The organism is Cohnella endophytica (genome assembly GCF_003628305.1).
GTDB lineage: Bacteria > Bacillota > Bacilli > Paenibacillales > Paenibacillaceae > Cohnella > Cohnella endophytica.
Window position 1 is genome coordinate 1 of sequence record NZ_RBZM01000003.1, and the last position, 21,552, is coordinate 21,552.

At 51.9% G+C, this 21,552-nt stretch carries 19 protein-coding genes, 15 tRNA genes and 1 rRNA gene; 34 read left to right on the top strand and 1 reads right to left on the bottom strand.

Translation table 11 applies throughout. From position 1 onward, the window contains the following. Window positions 1–6: 6 nt before the first annotated feature. From rrf to D7Z26_RS05385, 33 genes are all read left to right on the top strand, one after another. Window positions 7–123 (top strand): 5S ribosomal RNA (rrf, locus tag D7Z26_RS05225). Between the two features lie 24 nt (window positions 124–147). Continuing rightward, a tRNA-Asn gene (locus D7Z26_RS05230) sits at window positions 148–223 on the top strand. Between the two features lie 3 nt (window positions 224–226). Continuing rightward, window positions 227–319 (top strand) — tRNA-Ser (locus D7Z26_RS05235). Between the two features lie 19 nt (window positions 320–338). Further along, a tRNA-Glu gene (locus tag D7Z26_RS05240) sits at window positions 339–413 on the top strand. A gap of 103 nt (window positions 414–516) precedes the next feature. Beyond that, a tRNA-Met gene (locus tag D7Z26_RS05245) sits at window positions 517–593 on the top strand. Window positions 594–631: 38 nt separating this feature from the next. Then, window positions 632–708: transfer RNA gene (locus D7Z26_RS05250), tRNA-Asp, on the top strand. 16 nt (window positions 709–724) lie between these two features. After that, window positions 725–800, top strand: a tRNA-Phe gene (locus tag D7Z26_RS05255). 26 nt (window positions 801–826) lie between these two features. Continuing rightward, window positions 827–902: transfer RNA gene (locus tag D7Z26_RS05260), tRNA-Thr, on the top strand. An 18-nt stretch (window positions 903–920) separates the two neighbouring features. Continuing rightward, window positions 921–1,004, top strand: a tRNA-Tyr gene (locus D7Z26_RS05265). 15 nt (window positions 1,005–1,019) lie between these two features. After that, window positions 1,020–1,093: transfer RNA gene (locus D7Z26_RS05270), tRNA-Trp, on the top strand. 24 nt (window positions 1,094–1,117) lie between these two features. Next, window positions 1,118–1,193: transfer RNA gene (locus D7Z26_RS05275), tRNA-His, on the top strand. A 21-nt stretch (window positions 1,194–1,214) separates the two neighbouring features. Beyond that, a tRNA-Gln gene (locus D7Z26_RS05280) sits at window positions 1,215–1,288 on the top strand. 7 nt (window positions 1,289–1,295) lie between these two features. Beyond that, window positions 1,296–1,370: transfer RNA gene (locus D7Z26_RS05285), tRNA-Gly, on the top strand. 16 nt (window positions 1,371–1,386) lie between these two features. Next, a tRNA-Cys gene (locus D7Z26_RS05290) sits at window positions 1,387–1,460 on the top strand. A gap of 14 nt (window positions 1,461–1,474) precedes the next feature. After that, window positions 1,475–1,551, top strand: a tRNA-Arg gene (locus D7Z26_RS05295). Between the two features lie 18 nt (window positions 1,552–1,569). Then, a tRNA-Leu gene (locus D7Z26_RS05300) sits at window positions 1,570–1,655 on the top strand. A 407-nt stretch (window positions 1,656–2,062) separates the two neighbouring features. Beyond that, window positions 2,063–3,364, top strand: a complete 1,302-nt coding sequence (locus D7Z26_RS05305; RefSeq protein ID WP_120975038.1) for an ABC transporter substrate-binding protein — start codon at window positions 2,063–2,065, stop codon at window positions 3,362–3,364. A 111-nt stretch (window positions 3,365–3,475) separates the two neighbouring features. Then, the gene (locus tag D7Z26_RS05310; RefSeq protein WP_120975039.1) at window positions 3,476–4,363 is read left to right on the top strand and encodes a carbohydrate ABC transporter permease; all 888 of its coding nucleotides are present in this window, start codon (window positions 3,476–3,478) and stop codon (window positions 4,361–4,363) included. Next, the gene (locus tag D7Z26_RS05315) at window positions 4,351–5,193 is read left to right on the top strand and encodes a carbohydrate ABC transporter permease (RefSeq protein ID WP_325050435.1); all 843 of its coding nucleotides are present in this window, start codon (window positions 4,351–4,353) and stop codon (window positions 5,191–5,193) included. Before D7Z26_RS05310 ends, D7Z26_RS05315 begins: the two co-directional genes overlap by 13 nt. Window positions 5,194–5,229: 36 nt before the next feature. Continuing rightward, a complete protein-coding gene (locus tag D7Z26_RS05320) occupies window positions 5,230–7,056 on the top strand; it encodes a sensor histidine kinase (RefSeq protein WP_120975041.1) in 1,827 nt (608 codons plus the stop codon). Then, entirely contained in the window at window positions 7,050–7,823 is a 774-nt protein-coding gene (locus D7Z26_RS05325) for a response regulator transcription factor (protein ID WP_120975042.1), read from the top strand. The genes D7Z26_RS05320 and D7Z26_RS05325 overlap by 7 nt, the downstream gene beginning before the upstream one ends. A 12-nt stretch (window positions 7,824–7,835) precedes the next feature. Further along, window positions 7,836–9,620, top strand: a complete 1,785-nt coding sequence (locus D7Z26_RS05330) for a glycoside hydrolase family 35 protein (protein WP_120975043.1) — start codon at window positions 7,836–7,838, stop codon at window positions 9,618–9,620. A 29-nt stretch (window positions 9,621–9,649) separates the two neighbouring features. Continuing rightward, window positions 9,650–10,798, top strand: a complete 1,149-nt coding sequence (locus D7Z26_RS05335) for a Gfo/Idh/MocA family protein (protein ID WP_120975044.1) — start codon at window positions 9,650–9,652, stop codon at window positions 10,796–10,798. Between the two features lie 18 nt (window positions 10,799–10,816). Beyond that, window positions 10,817–11,977 (top strand): trans-sulfuration enzyme family protein, encoded by a 1,161-nt coding sequence (locus D7Z26_RS05340; RefSeq protein WP_120975045.1) that lies wholly within the window; start codon window positions 10,817–10,819, stop codon window positions 11,975–11,977. After that, the gene (locus D7Z26_RS05345; protein ID WP_325050428.1) at window positions 11,967–13,688 is read left to right on the top strand and encodes a DUF4091 domain-containing protein; all 1,722 of its coding nucleotides are present in this window, start codon (window positions 11,967–11,969) and stop codon (window positions 13,686–13,688) included. Before D7Z26_RS05340 ends, D7Z26_RS05345 begins: the two co-directional genes overlap by 11 nt. A 135-nt stretch (window positions 13,689–13,823) precedes the next feature. Beyond that, window positions 13,824–14,453: a carbohydrate-binding family 9-like protein gene (locus tag D7Z26_RS05350; RefSeq protein WP_158602202.1), complete on the top strand. Its 630-nt coding sequence runs from the start codon at window positions 13,824–13,826 to the stop codon at window positions 14,451–14,453. A 276-nt stretch (window positions 14,454–14,729) separates the two neighbouring features. Next, window positions 14,730–15,029 (top strand): LiaF transmembrane domain-containing protein, encoded by a 300-nt coding sequence (locus tag D7Z26_RS05355; RefSeq protein ID WP_120975047.1) that lies wholly within the window; start codon window positions 14,730–14,732, stop codon window positions 15,027–15,029. A gap of 45 nt (window positions 15,030–15,074) precedes the next feature. Further along, window positions 15,075–15,740 (top strand): PspA/IM30 family protein, encoded by a 666-nt coding sequence (locus D7Z26_RS05360; RefSeq protein WP_120975048.1) that lies wholly within the window; start codon window positions 15,075–15,077, stop codon window positions 15,738–15,740. A gap of 4 nt (window positions 15,741–15,744) precedes the next feature. Then, the gene (locus D7Z26_RS05365) at window positions 15,745–16,260 is read left to right on the top strand and encodes a PspC domain-containing protein (protein ID WP_120975049.1); all 516 of its coding nucleotides are present in this window, start codon (window positions 15,745–15,747) and stop codon (window positions 16,258–16,260) included. 4 nt (window positions 16,261–16,264) lie between these two features. Next, a complete protein-coding gene (locus D7Z26_RS05370; protein ID WP_120975050.1) occupies window positions 16,265–16,948 on the top strand; it encodes a PspA/IM30 family protein in 684 nt (227 codons plus the stop codon). Window positions 16,949–17,092: 144 nt separating this feature from the next. Further along, complete coding sequence (gene liaF / locus D7Z26_RS05375) at window positions 17,093–17,731, top strand: cell wall-active antibiotics response protein LiaF (RefSeq protein WP_120975051.1); 639 nt, start codon at window positions 17,093–17,095, stop codon at window positions 17,729–17,731. 23 nt (window positions 17,732–17,754) lie between these two features. Next, complete coding sequence (locus tag D7Z26_RS05380; protein WP_120975052.1) at window positions 17,755–18,798, top strand: sensor histidine kinase; 1,044 nt, start codon at window positions 17,755–17,757, stop codon at window positions 18,796–18,798. A 4-nt stretch (window positions 18,799–18,802) separates the two neighbouring features. Next, window positions 18,803–19,456, top strand: a complete 654-nt coding sequence (locus D7Z26_RS05385) for a response regulator (RefSeq protein WP_120975053.1) — start codon at window positions 18,803–18,805, stop codon at window positions 19,454–19,456. Here the strand turns inward: D7Z26_RS05385 and D7Z26_RS05390 are convergent. Beyond that, entirely contained in the window at window positions 19,453–19,791 is a 339-nt protein-coding gene (locus D7Z26_RS05390) for a hypothetical protein (protein ID WP_120975054.1), read from the bottom strand. The two genes, D7Z26_RS05385 and D7Z26_RS05390, sit on opposite strands and share 4 nt — an antisense overlap. 196 nt (window positions 19,792–19,987) lie before the next feature. Here D7Z26_RS05390 and zwf point away from each other — a divergent pair, with 196 nt between their 5' ends. Then, entirely contained in the window at window positions 19,988–21,541 is a 1,554-nt protein-coding gene (gene zwf, locus D7Z26_RS05395) for a glucose-6-phosphate dehydrogenase (protein ID WP_120975055.1), read from the top strand. Window positions 21,542–21,552 lie beyond the last annotated feature (11 nt).

Below are 21,552 nucleotides of genomic sequence, written 5' to 3' on the forward strand. Positions count from 1 at the left end.
ATCTGGTCTGGTAGCAATTGCGGAGGGGTTCCACGCGTACCCATCCCGAACACGACCGTTAAGACCTCCAGCGCCGATGGTACTTGGACCGCAGGGTCCTGGGAGAGTAGGACGTTGCCAGGCTGGATCACAAAGCTTTGCTTACATTCCCTGATAGCTCAGTTGGTAGAGCACTCGACTGTTAATCGAGTTGTCACAGGTTCGAGTCCTGTTCGGGGAGCCATTTGGAGAGGTGTCCGAGTTTGGTCGAAGGAGCACGATTGGAAATCGTGTAGGCGCCTAAAGCGTCTCGAGGGTTCGAATCCCTCTCTCTCCGCCACTATTTTTCCTGTAAGCATGGCCCCTTGGTCAAGCGGTTAAGACACCTCCCTTTCACGGAGGTAACAGGGGTTCGAATCCCCTAGGGGTCACCATCTTTAACAAAAAGAATTACCAGAAATTGAGGGTTGCATTACATAGGCGATATGAGTTATGATAATAAATGTCGCTTTAAGAAGTAACCTAAATGATTAACGACGCGGGGTGGAGCAGCCCGGTAGCTCGTCGGGCTCATAACCCGAAGGCCGCAGGTTCAAATCCTGCCCCCGCAACCAAATGAACTACCCTCGGCTCATTACCGAGTAACTAACGTGGAGCTGTGGTGTAGTGGCCTAACATGCCTGCCTGTCACGCAGGAGACCGCGGGTTCGAATCCCGTCAGCTCCGCCATCTTTACACTTAGTTAGGCTCGATAGCTCAGCTGGTAGAGCAGAGGACTGAAAATCCTCGTGTCGGCGGTTCGATTCCGTCTCGAGCCACCATTAACACAAAGAACCAAATACGTTACGCCGACTTAGCTCAACTGGTAGAGCAACTGACTTGTAATCAGTAGGTTGGGGGTTCAAGTCCTCTAGTCGGCACCATTTTCTTCTCCTGATCGTGGAGGATTAGCGAAGTGGCCAAACGCGGGAGACTGTAAATCTCTTCCTCACGGTTCGGTGGTTCGAATCCATCATCCTCCACCATTTTCTACTCTTCGTAGGGGCATAGTTTAAGGGTAGAACAGCGGTCTCCAAAACCGTTAGTGTGGGTTCAATTCCTGCTGCCCCTGCCAATTGAATATTGCATTAAAGTCATGGCGGTCGTGGCGAAGTGGTTAACGCATCGGTTTGTGGATCCGACATTCGGGGGTTCAATTCCCCTCGTCCGCCCCATTTTCACCAATAGAACTTTGTTGGGGATTAGCCAAGCGGTAAGGCAACGGACTTTGACTCCGTCATCCAAGGTTCGAATCCTTGATCCCCAGCCATTTATATGCGGAAATAGCTCAGTGGTAGAGCATCTCGTTGCCAACGAGAAGGTCGCGGGTTCGAGCCCCGTTTTCCGCTCCAATATCTTTAAGCCTTTGGCGCCATAGCCAAGTGGTAAGGCAGAGCTCTGCAAAAGCTCTACCCCCAGTTCGAGTCTGGGTGGCGCCTCCAAAATGCTTAAACATGCGCCCTTAGCTCAGCTGGATAGAGCGTTTGACTACGAATCAAAAGGCCAGGAGTTCGAATCTCTTAGGGCGCGCCAAGTAAGAAAATTGAATATGCCGGTGTGGCGGAATGGCAGACGCGACGGACTCAAAATCCGTTTCTCGCAAGGGAGTGGGGGTTCAAGTCCCTTCACCGGCACCATACAAAATCAGTAAGCTTCTAAGGCATTCACATGCTTTAGGAGCTTTATTTCTTTATACGGAAACATAAGATGCCGAAGAAGCAGCGGGTGATATTCTGCCTGCTGCTTTTTTGGGTTTTAAAGACAAACGGCCTTAGGAATAAGAGAAAACATGGAGAGAACGAAGTGTCCGTTCGGATCACGCCCTAACAAATGTCATGTAATATGACACAACACAAACGTGAATATTACTAATTACAAAATCCAAAAAAATGTAAACGGAACCATATTGTTGCCCGACGCATAAAAAAACATCGCAGACAAAATCTAGCCAATAAAAACAAAAATAAACCATTTGAACGTTATGTTAATTCACATACTATTGGTTTAGGCACAGAAGCCGAGTTGAATAGGGAGGAAATAAACAATGAAGAAAAACGTAACGATTTCTCTTGCATTAACGTTAGGCGTGGGACTGCTAGCAGGTTGCGGCAATTCGAATAACGATTCGAACGTTTCGCCGTCTGCCTCCGCTACTACGGAGCCAGGCGCAAGCTCGACGGAGTCGGCAGCAGCCTCAGAACTTTCGGGAACGATTATCTGGGCTACTCACCGCACGGAACTGGTCGATACCGACCTAAAGAGATACGTAGAGAAGTTCGAAGCGAAATATCCAGGTACAACGGTTAAGATCGAGGGCCTTAAAGATTACGAGCAGACGATTCGGGTGCGGATGGCCGGTAACGAATTGCCGGACGTACTGTCTCTAGTAGAAACAACCAAGGCGGATTTGCCGAAGTTCTACGAGCCGTTGGACGATCTGGGCTTGAACGATAACATATACTTCAAAGACTACAACACCTATGAAGGAAAACTGTACGGAATTACTCAGCAAGCCGCGATCAACGGACTAGTATACAACAAGAAAGCATTCGAGACTGCCGGCATCGCGGAGCCGCCTAAGACGCTGGACGAATTGTTCGCGGATGCCGAGAAGCTGAAAGCCGCAGGCATCGTTCCGATGGCTACGTCCTTCAAAGATGGCTGGACGCTGCAATACTGGACCGATCCGGCGGAATTCATCTACGGCAGCACGAACCTTCGCAACGACAAGATCAAGACGGACACTCCTTTCACCGTAGACGGTCCTTACGGACAAGGTCTTGGCATTCTGAAACAGCTGTACGAGAAAGGCGATCTGGAGAAGGATATCTATTCCGCCAACTGGGATCAAACCCAGAAGGACATCGCTTCGGGCAAGACGGCTATGATGTATATTGGCAACTGGTTCTTCTCGAACCTCGTTTCCGCAGGCTTGCCGCTTGAAGACATCGGTTTCGCACCGCTTCCTTACGATAATAGCGGAACTTACAAAGGCATGATGCGCAACGACTGGGCTTACGCGGTCAGCTCGACGAGCAAAAACAAACCGCTGGCCAAAGCGTTCGTCAAATTCATGCTCGAGGAGTCCGGAGACGAAGCAGATCATATGTTCATCTCCCCTCTGAAAGACAAAAAACAAGACTTCCCGCAGCTGACGCAATTCATGAGCTATAACCCGACGATGCTGGAAGCTCAGTCAATCAGCGTGGAAGTAACGGCAGCCGAGAACAAAATGCAATTCGACCCGTTCAAATTCATCCAAGAAGCGACGGTAGGCAAGCTGCAGGACGTATTCAACGGGTATAACAAGAAGTGGAAAGCGGCTAAAGAGGCTGCAAGCAAATAATCGTACCAATCGCATACGCCTCGCGAAGACCGACAAAATGGATGGCTGGTCACCCCAGACCATCCATTTTGTCGTCCTTATTTTACTTCAAGGCAAGAAAGGGGAGAGACGATGGTCAACAACTTATCCTATCGCCAGCAGAAAACAATTCTGATCATCCTGTTTCTGCTTGTCCCGCTTACTTTGCTCGGCCTGTTCTCCTTATATCCCGCAGTCTATTTGATCTATTTAAGCTTTATGAGCTGGGACGGATTCAGTCCGGACAAAACGTGGGCCGGTATCGCCAATTACAAGGATGTGTTCGCTAACAAAGAAATTTGGAACGCTTTTTCGCATAACTTCGTTTACTTGGGCTGGGGTCTCCTTCAGAACGCGATGGGTTTGATGTTCGCGCTGATCCTCAACTCCCGGTTGCGCGGACGCAACGTTTACAGGGTCGTGCTGTTCATGCCTTACATTATGAACGGCGTTGCCGTGGCTTACATGTTTAACTACGTGTTCAACTCGGAATACGGCTCTCTGAACACGTTGCTGCACGCGGTGGGGCTTGATTCTCTGGCCATTAGTTGGTTCGGATCCCCCAAAGTCGTGAATCACGCGCTCGGGTTCATCACTTTATGGAAGTTCATGGGGCTGAACATGGTCATCTACCTGGCTGCCCTGCAGTCGGTTCCTTCGGAAATTATCGAAGCCGCCCGCATGGACGGCGCCACGCGCTTTCAATCGGTTCGCCACGTTATTCTGCCTAATATGATGAGGGTAATCGAGTTGAATTTGTTCCTTACCATTATCGGCACCTTGGAGATTTTCGATCTTCCGTTCTTGCTCACGAAAGGCGGACCGCTCGGGGCGAGCGATACGTTCCTTACGAAGACGGTCGAAATGGCGTTCAAATTCAATAATTTCGGAGTCGCATCCGCGATGAGCCTTACGTTGATCGCTTTCGTTATCGTTATTCTGAGCGTACAAAGATGGGTAACCAGGAGGTGGGGAGATTGAACGCGACACGCTTCCGGCCGATCGGGTTGTTCAAGCATGTTTTGTTATTGCTCGCCGTTGCGGCGATTGTGTTTCCGCCTTATATTCTCGTAATGAACGCATTCAAGAGCAAGATCGAATTCTCGCAGACGAGCGTCTTTAAGCTGCCGGCCAGCTTTCTGAATTTCGACAACTTCGTCTCGGTCATGCAACGGGCTCACTTGGAACGGGCGTACCTGAATACGTTGACTATCATCGTCATCGCGGTTATCGGCAACGTTTTGTTGGGAACGATGGTCGCCTTCATTCTGGGCCGCTTCGAATTCGCGTTGAAGAAGACGGTTTTCGGCGCCTATATCGCCGTCTCGTTCGTACCGACCATTACGACGCAGGTCGCGACGTTTACGGTCATTCACAATTTGCATCTGTATAACACGATATGGGCTTCCATCGTCTTGCACTTCGGTACGAGCGTGCTTCAGATTTTCATTTATTTACAGTTCATCCGCAACATCCCGAAAGAATTGGACGAAGCCGCGATGATGGAAGGCGCTTCCCTGTTCAGGATTTTCAGGACCATCATTTTCCCGCTGTTGGCTCCCGCCACGGCTACGATCGCCATCATTAAGACGATCGATATTTACAACGACATGTTCATCCCATATTTATACATGCCTTCCCGCAGTTTGACCGTCGTCTCCACGAGCCTTATGAATTTTTCGTCGGAGCGCAGCACGGAATGGGAAATGATGTCGGCGGCCATTCTCATGATTATGGTTCCGATCGTCGCGCTTTATTTGTTCTTCCAGAAGTACGTGTTTGCCGGGATCGTGACCGGTGCAGTAAAATAACTGTACTCGATCAACGGACAACTAGGAGGAACGGACATGAGCAGAGGGACCGGGGATAGCGCGATTCGGAAGACGGCGGAGAAGCTGTGGGTCATTTTCGCCAACTTGAACATGCAGCAGAAGCTGCTTATCGTGTTCCTGTCCCTCGTCTGCCTGCCGGTCGTCATGGCCAGCTACGCTTCCTCTTATTATTATACGCGCTCTATTAAAGCCAACACGATCGCCTACGCCACGGAGATTACCTCCAAAATGATGGTGAAGCTCGACGATTACGTTACCGATCTCTATAACATGTCGGCCATGCCGCTCTATAACAGCGATTTTCTTGAATGGCTCGCGGACCCGAATATTGAATTGCAAAAGATCAAATCGATGGATCTCTATATCGAGAACTTGAACAAAATCAAGCCGGAGACGATGTCGGTATACGTCTTCGATAATTTCGGCAATGCCTATTTCAATATCAAGTCCTTATCCAAGCGCAATAACTTAGGGGAAGTGAAGGAGGAATGGGCGAAGATTGCCGAGGAAGGCGGCGGCCGGCCACAACTGGTGAGCACCCGGGAAGTGTCGACGGATAAAAATTCGTATTACGCATTTTCGGTCATCAGACAATTGAAGCAGCTAAGCGATATGAGTCCCATCGGATTTATCGCGTTCGATACGAACATTACGGCGATTAATCGGCAAATTCAAGACGTCGATCAAGTGACGAAGGGAAAAACGATTCTCGTCGACGAGAAAAACAATGTCGTGTTCGATAGCGACAATAAGCTGATGACCCAAGATTTATCAAACGACGAATCCATTCGCAAAGCGACGTCGAACATAGGCTCTTTCCCTATCGAGGTCGAAGGGAAATCGTATATTTGCGCCTATGCGGAATCCGCGCTTACCAAATGGAAGATGTTTGTCTATATTCCGATGGAAGAAGCGACGCGACAAGCTACGTTAACCCGCAACATCACTTTGCTTATGACGGGTCTATTCGTTACCGTCGCGTTACTGATCGCCATTGCGATTTCGTATGCGCTTACTCGGCCGTTGAGCAAGATTAAAACGTTGATGCAAGAAGTGCAGACGGGCAATCTGGACGTCAGCTTTAATCAGAAGTATCGGGACGAGGTCGGTCTGCTCGGAAGGCATTTCAATATTATGATCCATCGGGTCAGAGATTTGCTTGAGGAAGTGAAGCAGACGCAGTCGCGCAAGAAAGAGGCGGAGTTCGCGGCGCTGCAAAGTCAGATCAATCCCCACTTCATCTATAACACGCTCGAGATGATCCGCATGAGAGCGGAACTGAACGACGACGAGGAAGTGGCGGATATGACGTTTACGTTAGGCAAGCTGCTCCGCTATGGGGTAAATCACGAGGAACAGCTAGTCACCGTCGGTCAAGAGTTGGAGCATCTGAACAACTACATGCTATTGCAGAATTCGCGGTTCTCGAATAAATTCCAACTCATAAACGAGATTCCCGGTGTTGATTACGGTATTCCGTGCATTAAGCTGATGTTCCAGCCCCTCGTCGAGAACGCCATACATTACGCTTTCAAGAATCGGCTCGAAGCGGGAACGATTCGTCTTTCCGTCGTTCATGAAGGAAAGGATGTCGTCTTTACCGTTGCCGATGACGGTTGCGGCATGGATGCCTTGAAACTCGGTGCTTTAAGAGAGCGCATGCGAGGAAACCGTGAGCTTACGGGCGGGAAAGGAATCGGTCTTCGCAACGTGAACGATCGCATTAAGCTCCAATTCGGCGAAACGTACGGATTGCGAGTGGAGAGTCGGGAGAACGAAGGCACGAAGATTACGATTCGGATACCAGATAGACGGTTGAGCGAGGAGGTCTTGGAATGCTGAAAGTAATGGTCATCGACGACGAGGAGCAGATTCGCCACGGCATCGTGAAAATTTTGTCCCGATATCCGGGTCAACTGGAAGTAGCGGGTCAGCACGCCAACGGCCTGGAAGCCATGCTCCAGCTATCGGGTATGGAGGCCGGCGATCTAGACGTCATTCTTACCGATATCGAGATGCCGATGATGAACGGGCTCGATTTTATCGAACGAGCCAAAAGCAGTCTGCCTCATCTGTGCATCATCGTGCTAAGCGGGTACAACGATTTCGAATATGCCCGCAAAGCGATGAGGGCGGGGGCAGCCGATTATTTGTTGAAGCCGATGGACAAAGTGGAAGTGTTCCGAATGCTCTCCCGGATCGAGGAAACCAAGTCCGCTTCTTCCAAGGCCGGTCCGCCTACGGAAGTTTCTCCGGCGGCTCCCGTGCAATCCAACTCGGAGAAGACGACCGCGGAACGAATCCGCAAGCTGATCGAACAAGATTACAGCCGGGAGATCGATTTGAAATACATCGCCGACAAGATAGGGTTCAATGCAAGCTATATCAGCAAATTATTCAGTAGGGAAACCGGAGAAACAATTACGGATTGCTTGAACAAGGTTCGGATCGCGAAAGCCAAGCAGTTCCTAAAGGACCATCCCGGGCTGAAGGTTTACGAAATCGCCCATAGCGTGGGCTACGGCGACAAGATCTATTTTCAGAAGCTGTTCAAACGAATGGTCGGCGTGACCCCGCTCGAGTATCGCACGGGCGCGCCCGACGGATAGGAGAGAGTAAGCATGGCTTCTTTTGTCATCGAGGGAAACGGGTTTGCGTACGACGGCAAACCGATGCGCATCATTAGCGGCGCCATGCATTATTTCCGCATCGTCCCCGAATATTGGGAGGATCGGCTCAGGAAGCTTAAAGCATGCGGCTTTAATACGGTCGAGACTTACGTGGCCTGGAATATACACGAGCCGAAGGAAGGACGATTCAACTTCGAAGGCATTGCGGATCTCGCGCGTTTCGTCCGTCTTGCGGAGAAGCTGGAATTGTTCGTCATCCTTCGTCCGAGTCCTTATATATGCGCGGAATGGGAATTCGGAGGATTGCCTTCCTGGTTGCTCGCCGACCCGTCCATGAGGCTGCGTTGCAGCCATAAGCCTTATCTGGACAAAGTGGATGCTTATTACGACGTGTTGCTTCCGAAGATAAAACCGCTCCTTTGCACGTCCGGCGGTCCGGTTATTGCGCTGCAGCTCGAGAACGAATACGGAAGCTACGGCAACGATAAGTCCTATTTGGCCTATTTGAGACAAGCGATGATCGACCGGGGAATGGATGTCTTATTATTCACTTCCGACGGTTCCGAGGACTATATGCTGCAAGGAGGCACGCTTCCGGGGACGTTGGCTACGCTTAACTTCGGCTCCAAACCGGAGCAGGCTTTCGCGAAGCTTCTCGAGTATCAATCCGACAAGCCGCTCGTGTGCATGGAGTACTGGAACGGCTGGTTCGACCATTGGGGCGATCAGCACCATGTCAGAGGCTACGACGACGTCAAGGAAGTGCTGGATCGGATATTGCGAATGGGCGCTTCGGTCAATTTCTACATGTTCCATGGCGGAACGAACTTCGGGTTTTATAACGGGGCCAATCATATCGATTTTTACGAACCGACGGTAACCAGTTACGACTATAACGCCTTATTGACCGAGTCGGGAGACATTACCGACAAGTATAGGGCGATCCGGGAAGTCATCTCGCAATATGCGGACGTTCCGGACGAGCCTTTGCCTCCGGATTCGGAGAAAAAAGCTTATGGCGAGGTTCGATTGACGGAGCGGGCTTTCTTGTTTTCTTCGTTCGATAGCTTAAGCGTACCTATCGGCAGCGTTTTTCCAGAAACGATGGAAAAGCTCGGACAGGATTACGGATTTATCTGGTACGAGACAGTGCTCTCCGGACCGCAAACGAATTGCGAGATTATGCTGCAGGACGTTCATGACCGCGCTTTGATCTATCTCGATGGCACTTTGCGCGGAATCGCCGAACGTTGGCGCGCCGAAGATTCCGTTACGGTCGATGTTCCGCCATCCGGGGCGAAGTTAGGCATTCTCGTCGAGAACATGGGGAGGATCAATTACGGCGCCCGTTTAAAAGATGCCAAAGGAATTACCGAAGGAGTTAAGGCAGGCACCCGTCAATACCATCAATATTTATTCGACTGGACGATTCGATGTTTGCCGTTGGACGACCTTTCGGCTCTTAGTTATGAGCCGATTCCCGTTAACGAAGCAGATGGGCAGTCTTCGGTAAACGGGGGTACTCCCGCATTCTATAGAGGGACTTTTCAAGCGGACGGGATAGCCGACACCTTCTTGAAATTAGAAGGGTGGGTCAAAGGAGTAGCCTACGTGAACGGATTTAATCTGGGTCGTTATTGGCAGAAGGGACCGCAACGCACTTTGTATGTTCCGGGTCCTTTATTGCGGCAAGGAACGAATGAAATCGTGATCTTCGAGCTAGAAGGAATGGAACGGCCCGCGGTAAGCTTGCAAGATTTTCCCGAGCTCGGGTAGCCGTTCGACAACGAGGAGAGAGATCGCCTATGAATATCGGAATTATCGGCTACGGAACGCGTTTGAACTATTTTGTAGATCGCCTGCTGGAGCTTGATTTAGGGGTGAAAGTGGCGGCCGTTGCGGATATCGATCCGGAAAAGGCGAAGTCGCTGCTGGTCAAAAAAGGAATGGAAGCGGATAAGATCCGATTCTATGCGGATGCGGACGAGATGCTCGAACGCGAAGTGTTAGAGGGGGTCATGATCGGAACGCGTTGTACCTTGCATGCGGCTATGGCGGCCAAGGTCATGAAGTTGAATTTACCCCTGTTTCTGGAGAAGCCGGTAGGCGTGACGATGGCGGATTTAACTTTGCTGCGGAAGGCGGCATCCGAGTCCTCATCGGAGGTAGTCGTTTCTTTTCCGCTCAGGAGTACCCCCATGGTTCGGCTGGTTAAAGAAATTATCGATTCTGGGCGGCTCGGAACGATCGAGCACGTTCAAGCGGTCAATAACGTTCCCTATGGTGGAGTCTACTATCATAGCTGGTATAGGGACGAGGCGGAAGCGCACGGCTTGTTCCTTCAAAAAGCGACTCATGATTTGGATTGCTTGAACTACTTAGTGGGTCTTCGTCCGGTCACGATTGCGGCGATGGAATCCAAGCAAGTGTTCAAGGGAGATAAGCCTGCCAATCTCCGTTGCGGCGATTGCGGGGAATATCATACATGTCCCGAAAGCCCCTATGTGCTGTCGCGGTTTAGGCAAGAGGAAGTGACGGGAGATTCGTGCGCCTTCGGCGTCGATACGGGCAATCACGATTCCGGAAGCGTGTTGATCCGTTACGAGACCGGGATGCATGCCGTCTATTCGCAAAATTTTTACTCTAGAAAATCCGCGGCCCGAAGAGGAGCGACGCTAATCGGGTATGAGGGAACCGTCGAGTTCGATTGGTACCGGGACGAGGCGAAGGTGCATATGCATAACGCGCCTAGAACGGAAACCTATAAGTTGGAAGTTGCCAAGCTCCCGCACTTCGGTGGCGACGCCGCGCTGGCGCTTAATTTTATCGAAGTGATGCGGGGCAGGGAAAAGTCGCGCTCGCCTCTGAGCATGGGAATAACGAGCGCTTTAATGTGCTTAAAGGCGGAGGAAGCGGCTCGCTCCGATCGCTATCAGACGATTGATTGGACATAGGGAGGGGGCCGGCGACAAGTGACGGACCGACGCAGACAGCAATCGCTAGTCGCTCACGACGAGCATGACGATAGACATTACGGAGCGGTCCATGTTCCCGTATACGATAGCAGTCTGTTCACTTTCCCTTCCGTGGAGAGGATGGAGCGGGCGCATGCGGAAGACGGCTATGTATATTCAAGAGGGAATAATCCGACCGTCCGCGAGTTGGAAGTGAAACTGGCCGCCATGGAGGGCGGGGAGCGAGCCAGATGTTTCGCGACCGGTATGGGCGCGATCTCGGCGGCTATTCTCTCCATCGTCCGCGCCGGGGATCATATCGTATGCGTCGATCAGGCTTATGGACCGACGAGGAATTTCATCGGCAACTATATGAGAAGATTCGACGTCCAAGTCCACTTCGTCGATGGCTCCGATCTGGCGGCGATCGAGGCGGCTATCGGCATGAAGACGAAGTTGCTTTATTTGGAAAGCCCGTCTAGCCTCCTGTTCGAGTTGCAGGACCTTCGGGCTTGCGCCGAATTGGCGCGCAGGCATGGCCTTAAGACCGTCATCGATAACACTTGGGCAACCCCGTGTTACCAGAATCCACTGGCTTTCGGCATCGATCTGGTCGTCCATTCCTTAACCAAATACGTCGGAGGACACAGCGATGCCATGGGGGGAGTCGTTATCGGCAACGCGGATCGGATCGGCGAGCTCGACCGCAACGAGCTCGTCCTGCTTGGCTCCGTAATGCAGCCGCAAACCGCCGCGTTGATCGCAAGGGGACTGCGAACGCTTCCGTTGCGCATGGAACGGCATCGGATCGTCGGGATGGCGGTGGCGGAATATTTGGAGTCTTTATCGTTCATAGACAGGGTTCGTTATCCGGGGTTGCCTTCCCATCCGCAGCATGAGTTGGCCGAGAATCAGATGTCCGGTTACGGCGGATTGTTATCTTTCGAGGCGGGGATGGACAGGGGGAAGCTCGTCCGCTTCGTCGATCAACTGAAGTTCTTCCGCATCGGATTTAGCTGGGGGGGCTACGAAAGCCTCGTATCCTTGCAAGAAAGAGCAGAGATAGGACAGGATCGTCCGGTTCCGGTAGTTCGGCTTTACGCGGGGTTGGAGGAGCCGGCGGACTTGATCGCGGATTTGGCGGAGGCATTCCGATCGGCAGGATTCCATGTCGAATAGATCAGAAGGAGAGATCGCGGAAATGAAGGAAATCGAAGCGGTGGAGAAGCGGGAAGTCGAACTGAGAAGCGTAAGTTCTCTGGCAAAGGTGTTTCCCGACGAGGAGCTGCGGGAGCCGCGCGAAGGAGAAGGGACCGCTCTATGGGGCGAAAGGTTTTCTTTCCAAATCGCCTATCGTTCCGAACGACGGTCAAGGCCGTATTACGCAGAGATAAAGGTTTTGTCCGAGGAGCTTAACGGCTCTATATCCGTTCGCCAAGTCGGACTTGCTCCCTCGGAGCTTCCGGGATACGCGGACTCTGATGAACATGTGCTGCGTATGACGCCGGGGTTATATCCGGATCCGTTGTATCCGATCGGCCTTAGCGGAAAGCTGAAGCTATTCCCGCATCAATGGCGTTCACTATGGATCGAGATTACCGTGGAGGCCGGCGTTAGGCCGGGAGCTCATACCGTCGGAATCGAATTCGTATCCGACGAGGGCTCGATAGTGGGACAAGAAAGCTTTATTCTGAATGTCGTTCCTGCCGTATTGCCGGATCAGGAACTGATCCACACCGAATGGTTTCACGCGGATTGCTTGGCTACTCAGTATCGAACCGAGGTTTTCGGCGAACGGCATTGGGAACTGATCGAGGCCTACGTAAAAACGGCCGCCCTTCATGGCATCAACATGATTTTGACTCCACTATTCACTCCGCCGCTTGATACGCAAATCGGGGGGGAGCGCCCGACGGTCCAATTGGTGGACGTTACGCGAACGGACGGGATTTACTCGTTCGGCTTCGAACGTCTAAAGAGATGGATAGACATGCTGGACAGGAACGGTATCGCGTATATCGAGTTTTCCCACTTTTTCACGCAATGGGGAGCGAAACACGCGCCTAAGATCGTCGTCACGGAAGACGGCGTTGCAAGCTCTTCGTTCGGTTGGCATACCGATGCCGCGGGGGAGCCTTACGGCCGGTTCCTGGACGAGTTCTTGCCCGCGTTGTTGGATTTCGTTCAAGCGAACGGACTCGAGAAGCGTTGCTTCTTCCATGTGTCGGACGAACCGCAGGAAGAACATCTGGACTCTTATAGGACGGCAAGCGAACGAGTGCGCAAGCATGTGAATAGCTATCCGATCATTGACGCGTTGTCGGACTATCGGTTTTACGAGAAAGGGTTGGTCAGCCATCCGATTCCCTCGAACGATCACGTGGATATTTTCCTGGATGCCGGCGTAACGAATTTGTGGACTTATTATTGCTGCGCGCAATACAAAGACGTAACTAATCGCTTCTTCCATATGCCTTCGGCAAGAAGCAGAATTCTCGGTTTTCAGCTCTATAAGTTCGATCTAAGCGGATTTCTGCATTGGGGCTATAATTTCTGGTATTCGCAATATTCTTTGGATTCCGTTAATCCTTACGAGATTACCGATGCCGGAGGGGCCTTCCCATCGGGCGACGCTTTCCTCGTCTATCCGGGCGAGAACGGTCCGATCGAATCCGTTCGTCTTAAAGTATTGTTCGAGGCCTTACAGGATTTGCGCGCGTTACGCCTTCTGGAAAAACTGGCGGGAAGGGATAAGGCGTTGCGACTGCTCGAGGAACAACTTGACGAGCCTTTGACGTTCAAGACTTATCCAAGGCAAGCGCAATGGCTGCTGTCCAAGCGCAACCGGATTAACGAAGCGATTCGCCAACTCGTCAAGGGCAACGATTAGTCGTAAGAAATAGACCGGAACTTTAAAGCAGACGAGGTATCGTTTCCCTTGTTCTGCTTTATTGTCGTACCCGTGTTTTCCGAAGCGCGCGTTGCAGTTATAATCATTTCGTAGGTCCTATGGGAGGTGTTCGGCTTGAGCGAAAATAATCAATTCATCGCGTACGAGTGTCGTTATGTTATATACGGGGATAAGGCTTGGGACGATTTGCCCGAGAATTCGCTCGTGGATGTCGTGACGGGAGGAGAAGTACGGGAGCCAACGAAAGTGAAAGCCTGTTGGGACGAGCGGGCACTGTATGTCAGATTCGATTGCACGGACAATCATTGCGTCTCGGATTTCAAAAATCGGAAAGATCCGTTATACGAACAGGATGTCGTTGAAGTGTTTATCGACGAGGAAGGTTTGGGCAACAAATACATGGAAATCGTATTGAGCCCCAACAATGTCGTTTACGATGTGTTTATTACCCACAAACCGAGAGCGGATCGGAACCAACCTGTTTTCGATATCGATCGAGAATGGACCGTCGAGGGGCTCGAGACGTCCGTTGAAGTCGGCGAGCTTAAACGGACCTATACTCTTTCCATTCCATTCTCTAATTTCGGAAAAGCCCCGCGCGAAGACGTTGAATGGAAAATCAACTTCTTCCGCATCGACGACGACCCCGAGGGGAATCGGCACTTTCAAGCTTGGTCGCCTTCCGGCCGCATTCAATTTCATCTTTCGGAGTTTTTCGGAACACTGCGGTTCGTAAAAGTATGAACTATCCCCCGTCAAGTCGACAGTATAATAAATGAGATGCATTAAGCGGCCTTGTCCTGAATTCCACGGGACTAAGGCCGTTTTATTTGAAGTATGAAACCCTCAATTGTGGGCGGGGTTCGGACCGTAGGTCTGATCGTATAAGGTCGCAAGGCGGTAAGGATCCTCGACTACAGTCTAGGAACAAAAACATACGCGAGTCCGTTATGCATAAAGGCGGAGAGGTTTACAATAAGGTCATGAGGTAACGAGTTACAGAAAAGAGGTGAAGCAAAAATGAGAAGCGGTAATGGGCTGGCTCTACTGTTAATCGGCTTCGGCGGATTGATTATTCTCGGCAAGTTGGGCTTCGGACTGGGATTCCTGTTCGGATTGCTAATCCCGATACTGATCATCTTGTTGGGAGTCGTCGCCTGGAACAACGGTAACCGATTGTTGGGAGGCGTGATCGCGGTCGTGGGAGGATTCATTCTCTTAGGCAAGCTGTCCTTCTTGTTCGTATGGGCCGCGGCCATCGCATTAATCGTATTCGGAATTTCAATGATCAGCCGCAAGAACAATTCAACGAGGATGTAGTCACTCGACAATAAAGTCGCAACGGACAAGGGAGGGAATATAGGAATGAGCGTGATGAGAAGAGTGCGCGATATGACGGCGGCATCTCTTAACGACCGCCTGGAAAAGGCGGAAGATCCGGTTCGCGTCATCGATCAATTCCTGTGGTCGACGCACCAAGAGATTACGCAGAGCGAGGCTTTACACCGCCAATACGCTACGCATACGGATCATCTGCTGCGCCAATGGAAAGATGCCGAGCAATGGTCGTCGAAACGGGAAGGTCAAGCAGTGACGGCGCTTAAGGCGGGGGAAGAAAACGTCGCTAAGCTGGCGCTGCAGGATAAAGTGATCCATGAAGAACGATCGGAGCGTTACCGGCTTCTATACGAGCAGAGCAAAGACGAGCTTACCGATCTGGAACGGCTCATTCAAGAGCTGCGCAACGAATACCGAACCGTGTACGACCGTCGTCAGTTCTACGTAGCCAAGATGGAATCGCTTCGTTTGCAGCAACGATTGAACGCCCGTTACGGGCCCGGACAAGCGGATACTTCGCAGATGTTCCGCAAGATCGACGATCGCCTTACCGATATGGAACTGGAAAGCCGAAGCCTGCGCGATCTGCGCAGAATGGGACAAGAAACGCTGCTTCATGCGGGCGAGGTTGTTAAAAACACGATAGAGAGAGAATTAGAACAGTTAAAGCGCAAGCTGCAACAAGGAGGTTAAAGGAATGCGCAAACTATACCGATCGACGAGAGATCGCAAGCTATTCGGAGTATGCGGAGGGTTAGCGGATTATCTAGGCATGGACGCTACGCTGTTGCGTATTGCGCTGATCGCCGTAACCGTCTTCTCCGCGGGATCCGTAGTTATCGTTTACATCATTGCCGGTTTAGTTATTCCGCGAGAGCCGAGCTTCGGCGGCGGATACGGCGGTAATCCTTTCGATCAAGGCTGGAAAGGTCATGATCATCAGCCTAATTACGGCTACGGCAACCAAAGCTGGAACCCGAACGGGAACAATGCGGGGCAAGGACCCGTACCGGGAGGATCACCCGGCTATGCCGGAACGCATACGACGGCTCCCCGTCCGGGACCATCCGTCGCCACCCCTCCCGTAACGGGGCGCGCGCCTCAAGGGCTGGACGCGATGATGGAAGATATCGAGAAGAAGTCGCTGCAAAGAGAGATCGAGGAACTGAAAGCAAGAATATCAAAATTCGAGAAGCAATCGAAAGGAGAATAACACAATGGGTGTATTCCAAAGAATGAAAGATCTGACAAAGGCGTCCGTACATGATTTGCTTGATAAACTCGAGGATCCAGTCGTGATGTTAAATCAATACCTTCGGGACATGGAGACGGAAATTCACGATGCGGAAGTAACGGTAGCGAAGCAGATGGCTTCCGAACGCAGAATGAAGCAACGCCTCGACGAACTGGTGCGCTTAGGCGTCGACCGCGAAGGCCAGGCGGAGCATTCGCTCCGGAACGGGAACGAGGAGCTTGCGCGCAAACTTCTCGAGGAGAAGATTCAATACGATCAGCAAGCCGCGGACTTGGCGGGATTGCATGGGCAAGCAAGCGCGCAGGTTAACGATCTTACTACGCAGCTTCACGAAATGAAGGAAGAGTATTACAAGCTTCGCAACAAGCGCAACGAGCTCGTGGCACGCTCGCAAATGGCCAAAGCTCGCAAGCAAATGGCGCAGATCAGCACGCTGCACACGATCGAGAGCGGTTCCGCGTCTCGCGGCTTCCACCGCATGGAAGAGAAAATCATGCAGATGGAAGCGGAAGCCGAAGTCGTTCGTTTGCCGGGCTCGTCATACGCCGGCGTTCCGTCCCGCGTCGATCCCGAGAAGGCGTATCGCGTGGATCAAGAGCTGGAAGCTCTGAAAAGCCGGATGCAACCGAACTTGGACAAAGAATAAGGCCGGGCATTCTCGCTTGTCGCAACTTATGCTATGATGTCAGAATGTGAAGGTAAACGATACGTTCGAGCCATAACGGGATTCGTCCCGGTATGGCTCTAACTGCGAATTAAAGTCGAGAGCGGCAGGAGGTGCCTTTCCGGGATGAGAAAATCCAGCAACGCATTAATATTCATAGCAGCGGGACTCTATCTCGCGTTTGGCGCCATGGCGGGTTATGCGACGGTGAACGCGGCCGTTCTGCTGTTACTGGGCATCGAACGCTTCCGTTCGGATCGGTCCAGAATATCGGTCATCGTGATTGCCGTTTGTACGCTTGTCCTCATTATCACGCAATTCGCGATATTCGCATTGATCGTTCTGATCTCTCTAGGCATCTATTATTTCCGGGCGAAGCCGCCCGAATTCGGCAACAACATGAGCAAACATCGACTGTTCCTGAACATGAGGCTAGACGAGCAATCGTGGGTGCTTCAATCGATGAGCTTCTGGCACGCAATCGGCGAAATCCGCATGGACATGAGCTTGGCGGTGCCAGAGGATAAAGAAACGACGATCGTGCTGCAAGGGCTGATCGGAGATCTGGATTTGATCGTTCCGGACGATTACGGGATTCAGGTCGACGCTTCGGCGCTTATCGGCCAAGTATCGTTCAGGCAGATCAAGGAAGGCGGATTGTTCCACCGGCTATCCTGGCGTTCGCCGAACTACGACCAATGCGAGACGCGTTTGAAACTTCAGTTATTTTATCTCGTAGGAGATATCAAAATAAGAACGGTCTAAATAGGGCGCCGAGGAGGAAGAGCATGGAATCCCGCAAGGTCACCAATATGGTATGGCGTCACATGGGCGAGTCCGTGTTATACTCCCTCGGGGTCGGTGCCCTCGTCGTTTACTTACTTATCCGCTACGGACTGGCGGAATCTTTCTTGACTTTGGGATCCGTCATTTCCTATTCGTTGACGGCGATCGGGGTTCTTTCCGTTACGGGGGCCGCCTACGGCTTCTGGCGCAGCTACCCGATTCGCCATCGGCTAGAGCTTCTGGGAGAAACGATGCAGATGCTGGAAAAAGGGAATCCGAGTCTTCCGTTACCCGACTTGGGCAAGGACGAGATCGGGCGGCTCGGGGAACAATTGGGGAAGCTCGGACGCAAATGGGAAGAGCAGGTATCGTCGCTCCAACGCTTGTCCACGAATAACGCGGAACTGGCCAGCCAAGCGCGAATGAGCGCCGTCGTGGAAGAACGCCAGAGGCTCGCGCGCGAGCTGCATGACGCCGTAAGCCAGCAGCTGTTCGCGATTTCCATGACCGCTACTGCCGTAGGCCGCACGATGGACCATGATTTCGAACGGGCTCGCCGCCAGGTGGAGCTGATCGAGGAAATGGCTTCCGCCGCGCAGTCCGAGATGAGAGCGCTGCTCCTTCATTTGCGTCCGGTACATCTGGAAGGCAAACGACTGGCGCAGGCCATTCCGGAGTTGGTCGAGGAGATGAAGGCGAAGGTTCCGGTCGATATCGCGATCGAACTGGAGCAGGATTTGCCGCTTAACAAAGGCGTGGAAAATCATCTGTTCCGCATCGTCCAAGAAGCGTTGTCCAACACGCTTCGCCATTCCAAAGCGACGAAAATGGATATCGTGCTGCAGCGTCGCGGAGAAGCCGTTCGGCTCGGTATAAGGGATAACGGAATCGGCTTCGATCCGCAAGTGAAAAAACACGCTTCATACGGAATGACGAATATGGAAGAACGGGTAAACGAGCTTGGCGGCTCCCTTAATATCGCGAGCGCTCCAGGCAAAGGAACGAGAATCGAAATCAGGGTGCCCTTGATGGCGGAAGGAAGTTGAGCGAATGGCGGAGCGGGATTTGGTTCGAGTGTTATTGGTTGACGACCATGAGATGGTCAGAATCGGATTGGCCGCCGTGCTGGGCACGGAGGAAGGCATCGAAGTCGTAGGAGAAGCGGGCAACGGATTGGACGGCCTTCGTCTCGCGCGGGAGTATTCGCCGGACGTCGTGCTTATGGATCTGGTGATGGAAGGCATGGACGGCATAGAGACGACCCGTCGACTGACCGAGGAAATGCCGGATGTCCGGGTCATCGTGTTGACCAGCTTCCTGGACGACGAGAAAATGTATCCCGTCATCGAAGCGGGGGCATTCAGCTACTTGTTGAAAACTTCCCGGGCGACCGAGATCGCGGATGCCATACGAGCCGCGGCGAGAGGACAGTCTGTATTGGAATCTCAAGTCGCCTCCAAGATGATGAATCGTTTCCGGCGTCCGCCGCAGTCGGCTTCCCAACCTCACGAGGATTTGACCGAACGGGAGATGGAGGTCCTGAAGCTGATCGCCCTAGGAAAGTCGAATCAGGAAATCGCGGACGATCTATTCATCGGAATCAAGACGGTCAAATATCACTTGACCAACTTGTTCGGCAAGTTGGGCGTGGAGGATCGCACTCAGGCAGCCATCTATGCCCATCGTAACGGATTGGCGGATTAAAGCGCGAAAACGGCTCTAACGGGAGCTAAAGGAATGACGGTTTTGACTGAACTTATCTCCATGGGCGGGCCGAAGTCCAGCGTCCCCCAATAGGAAGAGCATGCCGCCGGCGACGTTTGCTCTTCAAACGAAGAGGCCGCGACTTTGCCTTTGACTTTCGATTTACGCGCCCGCTTTCCCGGGCGTGCGGCGCTTTCTCCGTTTAATACGATCGAGGAAGGCCCGCATGAAGTGAGAATCCCCGTATGGCGAGTGTCGTCTTCAAGAATGACGCATACTGGCCGACCGAACAGGGGGCGCAAGGAACCTTCGTCAATCCCATACTCCGAATTCATTTACAAATCCTCCTCATCATATCGAATTGCCAGCATTGTATTCAAATCAAGACATACGCGTACAGGCGTTTGCCTAGTCAAGTGTAAAAGATAGTAAAAACATAGCGTTGTCTATTCAATTGTGCTACACTACAATTCATGAGATTTGACCCAAAAATCAGATCATCCAATCCCGGATATAAGAAAGATGAGGAACATGACGGACAACAAAAACGATACGATTTCCGCTCATGAAGCGGTCTATTTCATTTTCGGAGCAACGGGCGATTTGGCCCGTCGGAAGCTCTTTCCCGCCTTGTACAGCCTTTATCGCGAAGGTAAGCTCGGGGAACGTTTCGCCATCGTGGGCTTAGCGCGTCGTCCTCGCACGAACGAACAATTCCGCGATGACGTGTTCGAATCGATCCAGGAATTTTGCCGCTACAAGCCGGGAGAGAAGGATACTTGGAACGCGTTCGTCGATCATTTTACATATCAATCGCTGGATACGGGCAACGTAGATGCCTTTAAACAGTTAAAAGCACATACCGAAGAGCTGGAAGCTCAATATGGAATTCCGGGCAACCGCTTGTTCTACTTGGCGTTGGCGCCGGAGCTTTTCGGCAACGTATCGCGCAACCTGCGCGAAGGCGGCATGCTCGAAAGCACGGGCTGGCATCGTCTCGTTATCGAGAAGCCGTTCGGATACGATTATCCGTCCGCGGAAAAGCTGAACGAGGAAATCCGTCATGTCTTCCGCGAGGAAGAAGTATTCCGCATCGATCATTACCTCGGCAAGGAAATGGTTCAGAACATCGAAGTCATTCGATTGTCCAACGCTTTCTTCGAACCGCTATGGAACAATAACCATATCGCCAACGTTCAAATTACGCTAGCCGAGACGGTCGGCGTAGAAGAACGCGGCGCGTATTATAACAAGTCCGGCGCTTTGCGGGACATGGTGCAGAACCATATGCTTCAAATGTTGACGATGATCGCGATGGAGCCGCCTAGCCGCTTGGATCCCGAGGATATTCGGGACGAGAAGGTAAAGGTTCTCCGATCCGTTCGCAGCTACGTTTCCGGGGAGGAAATCCGCTCGAACATCGTAAGAGGCCAGTACTCGGAAGGTTCGACGAAAAATAAAACGCTCAAGGGCTACCGTCAGGAAGATTCGGTAGATCCGGAGTCCACGACCGAAACGTTCTTCTCCGCGCGTCTGTACGTCGATAACTTCCGTTGGGCAGGCGTTCCTTTTTATGTTCGTACCGGCAAGCGTCTACCGGTTAAATCGACGGAAATCGTCATCGAATTCAAGAACGTTCCGAACAATGTTCTGTTTGCCAAAAAACAAAATTTGCAACCGAACCTGCTCGTCATTCGCGTGAACCCGATGGAAGGCATCTACATCAAGTTCAATGCGAAGAAGCCCGGCAACGATATGACCGTACAACCGGTCGCGATGGAATTCTGCCAAAGCTGCCAAGTCGGGTTGAATACGCCGGAAGCTTACGAACGGCTCATCTTCGATGCCGCCCGCGGCGACCACACGTACTTTACACGTTGGGATGAGCTCGCGGTCGCCTGGAAGCTGATCGATCCGATTGCCGCGGCTTGGAGACAATCTCCGGAAGATCTGCAATTTTATCCTGCGGGTTCATGGGGACCGGAGAAATCGGAGCAGTTGCTTGCGGATCAAGGGTATCACTGGTGGCCGGTGAACGGCCAAGACGAAGACAACGTCATTTGGGTGTCCAATACGAGCAAATAACGCGTGAGGAG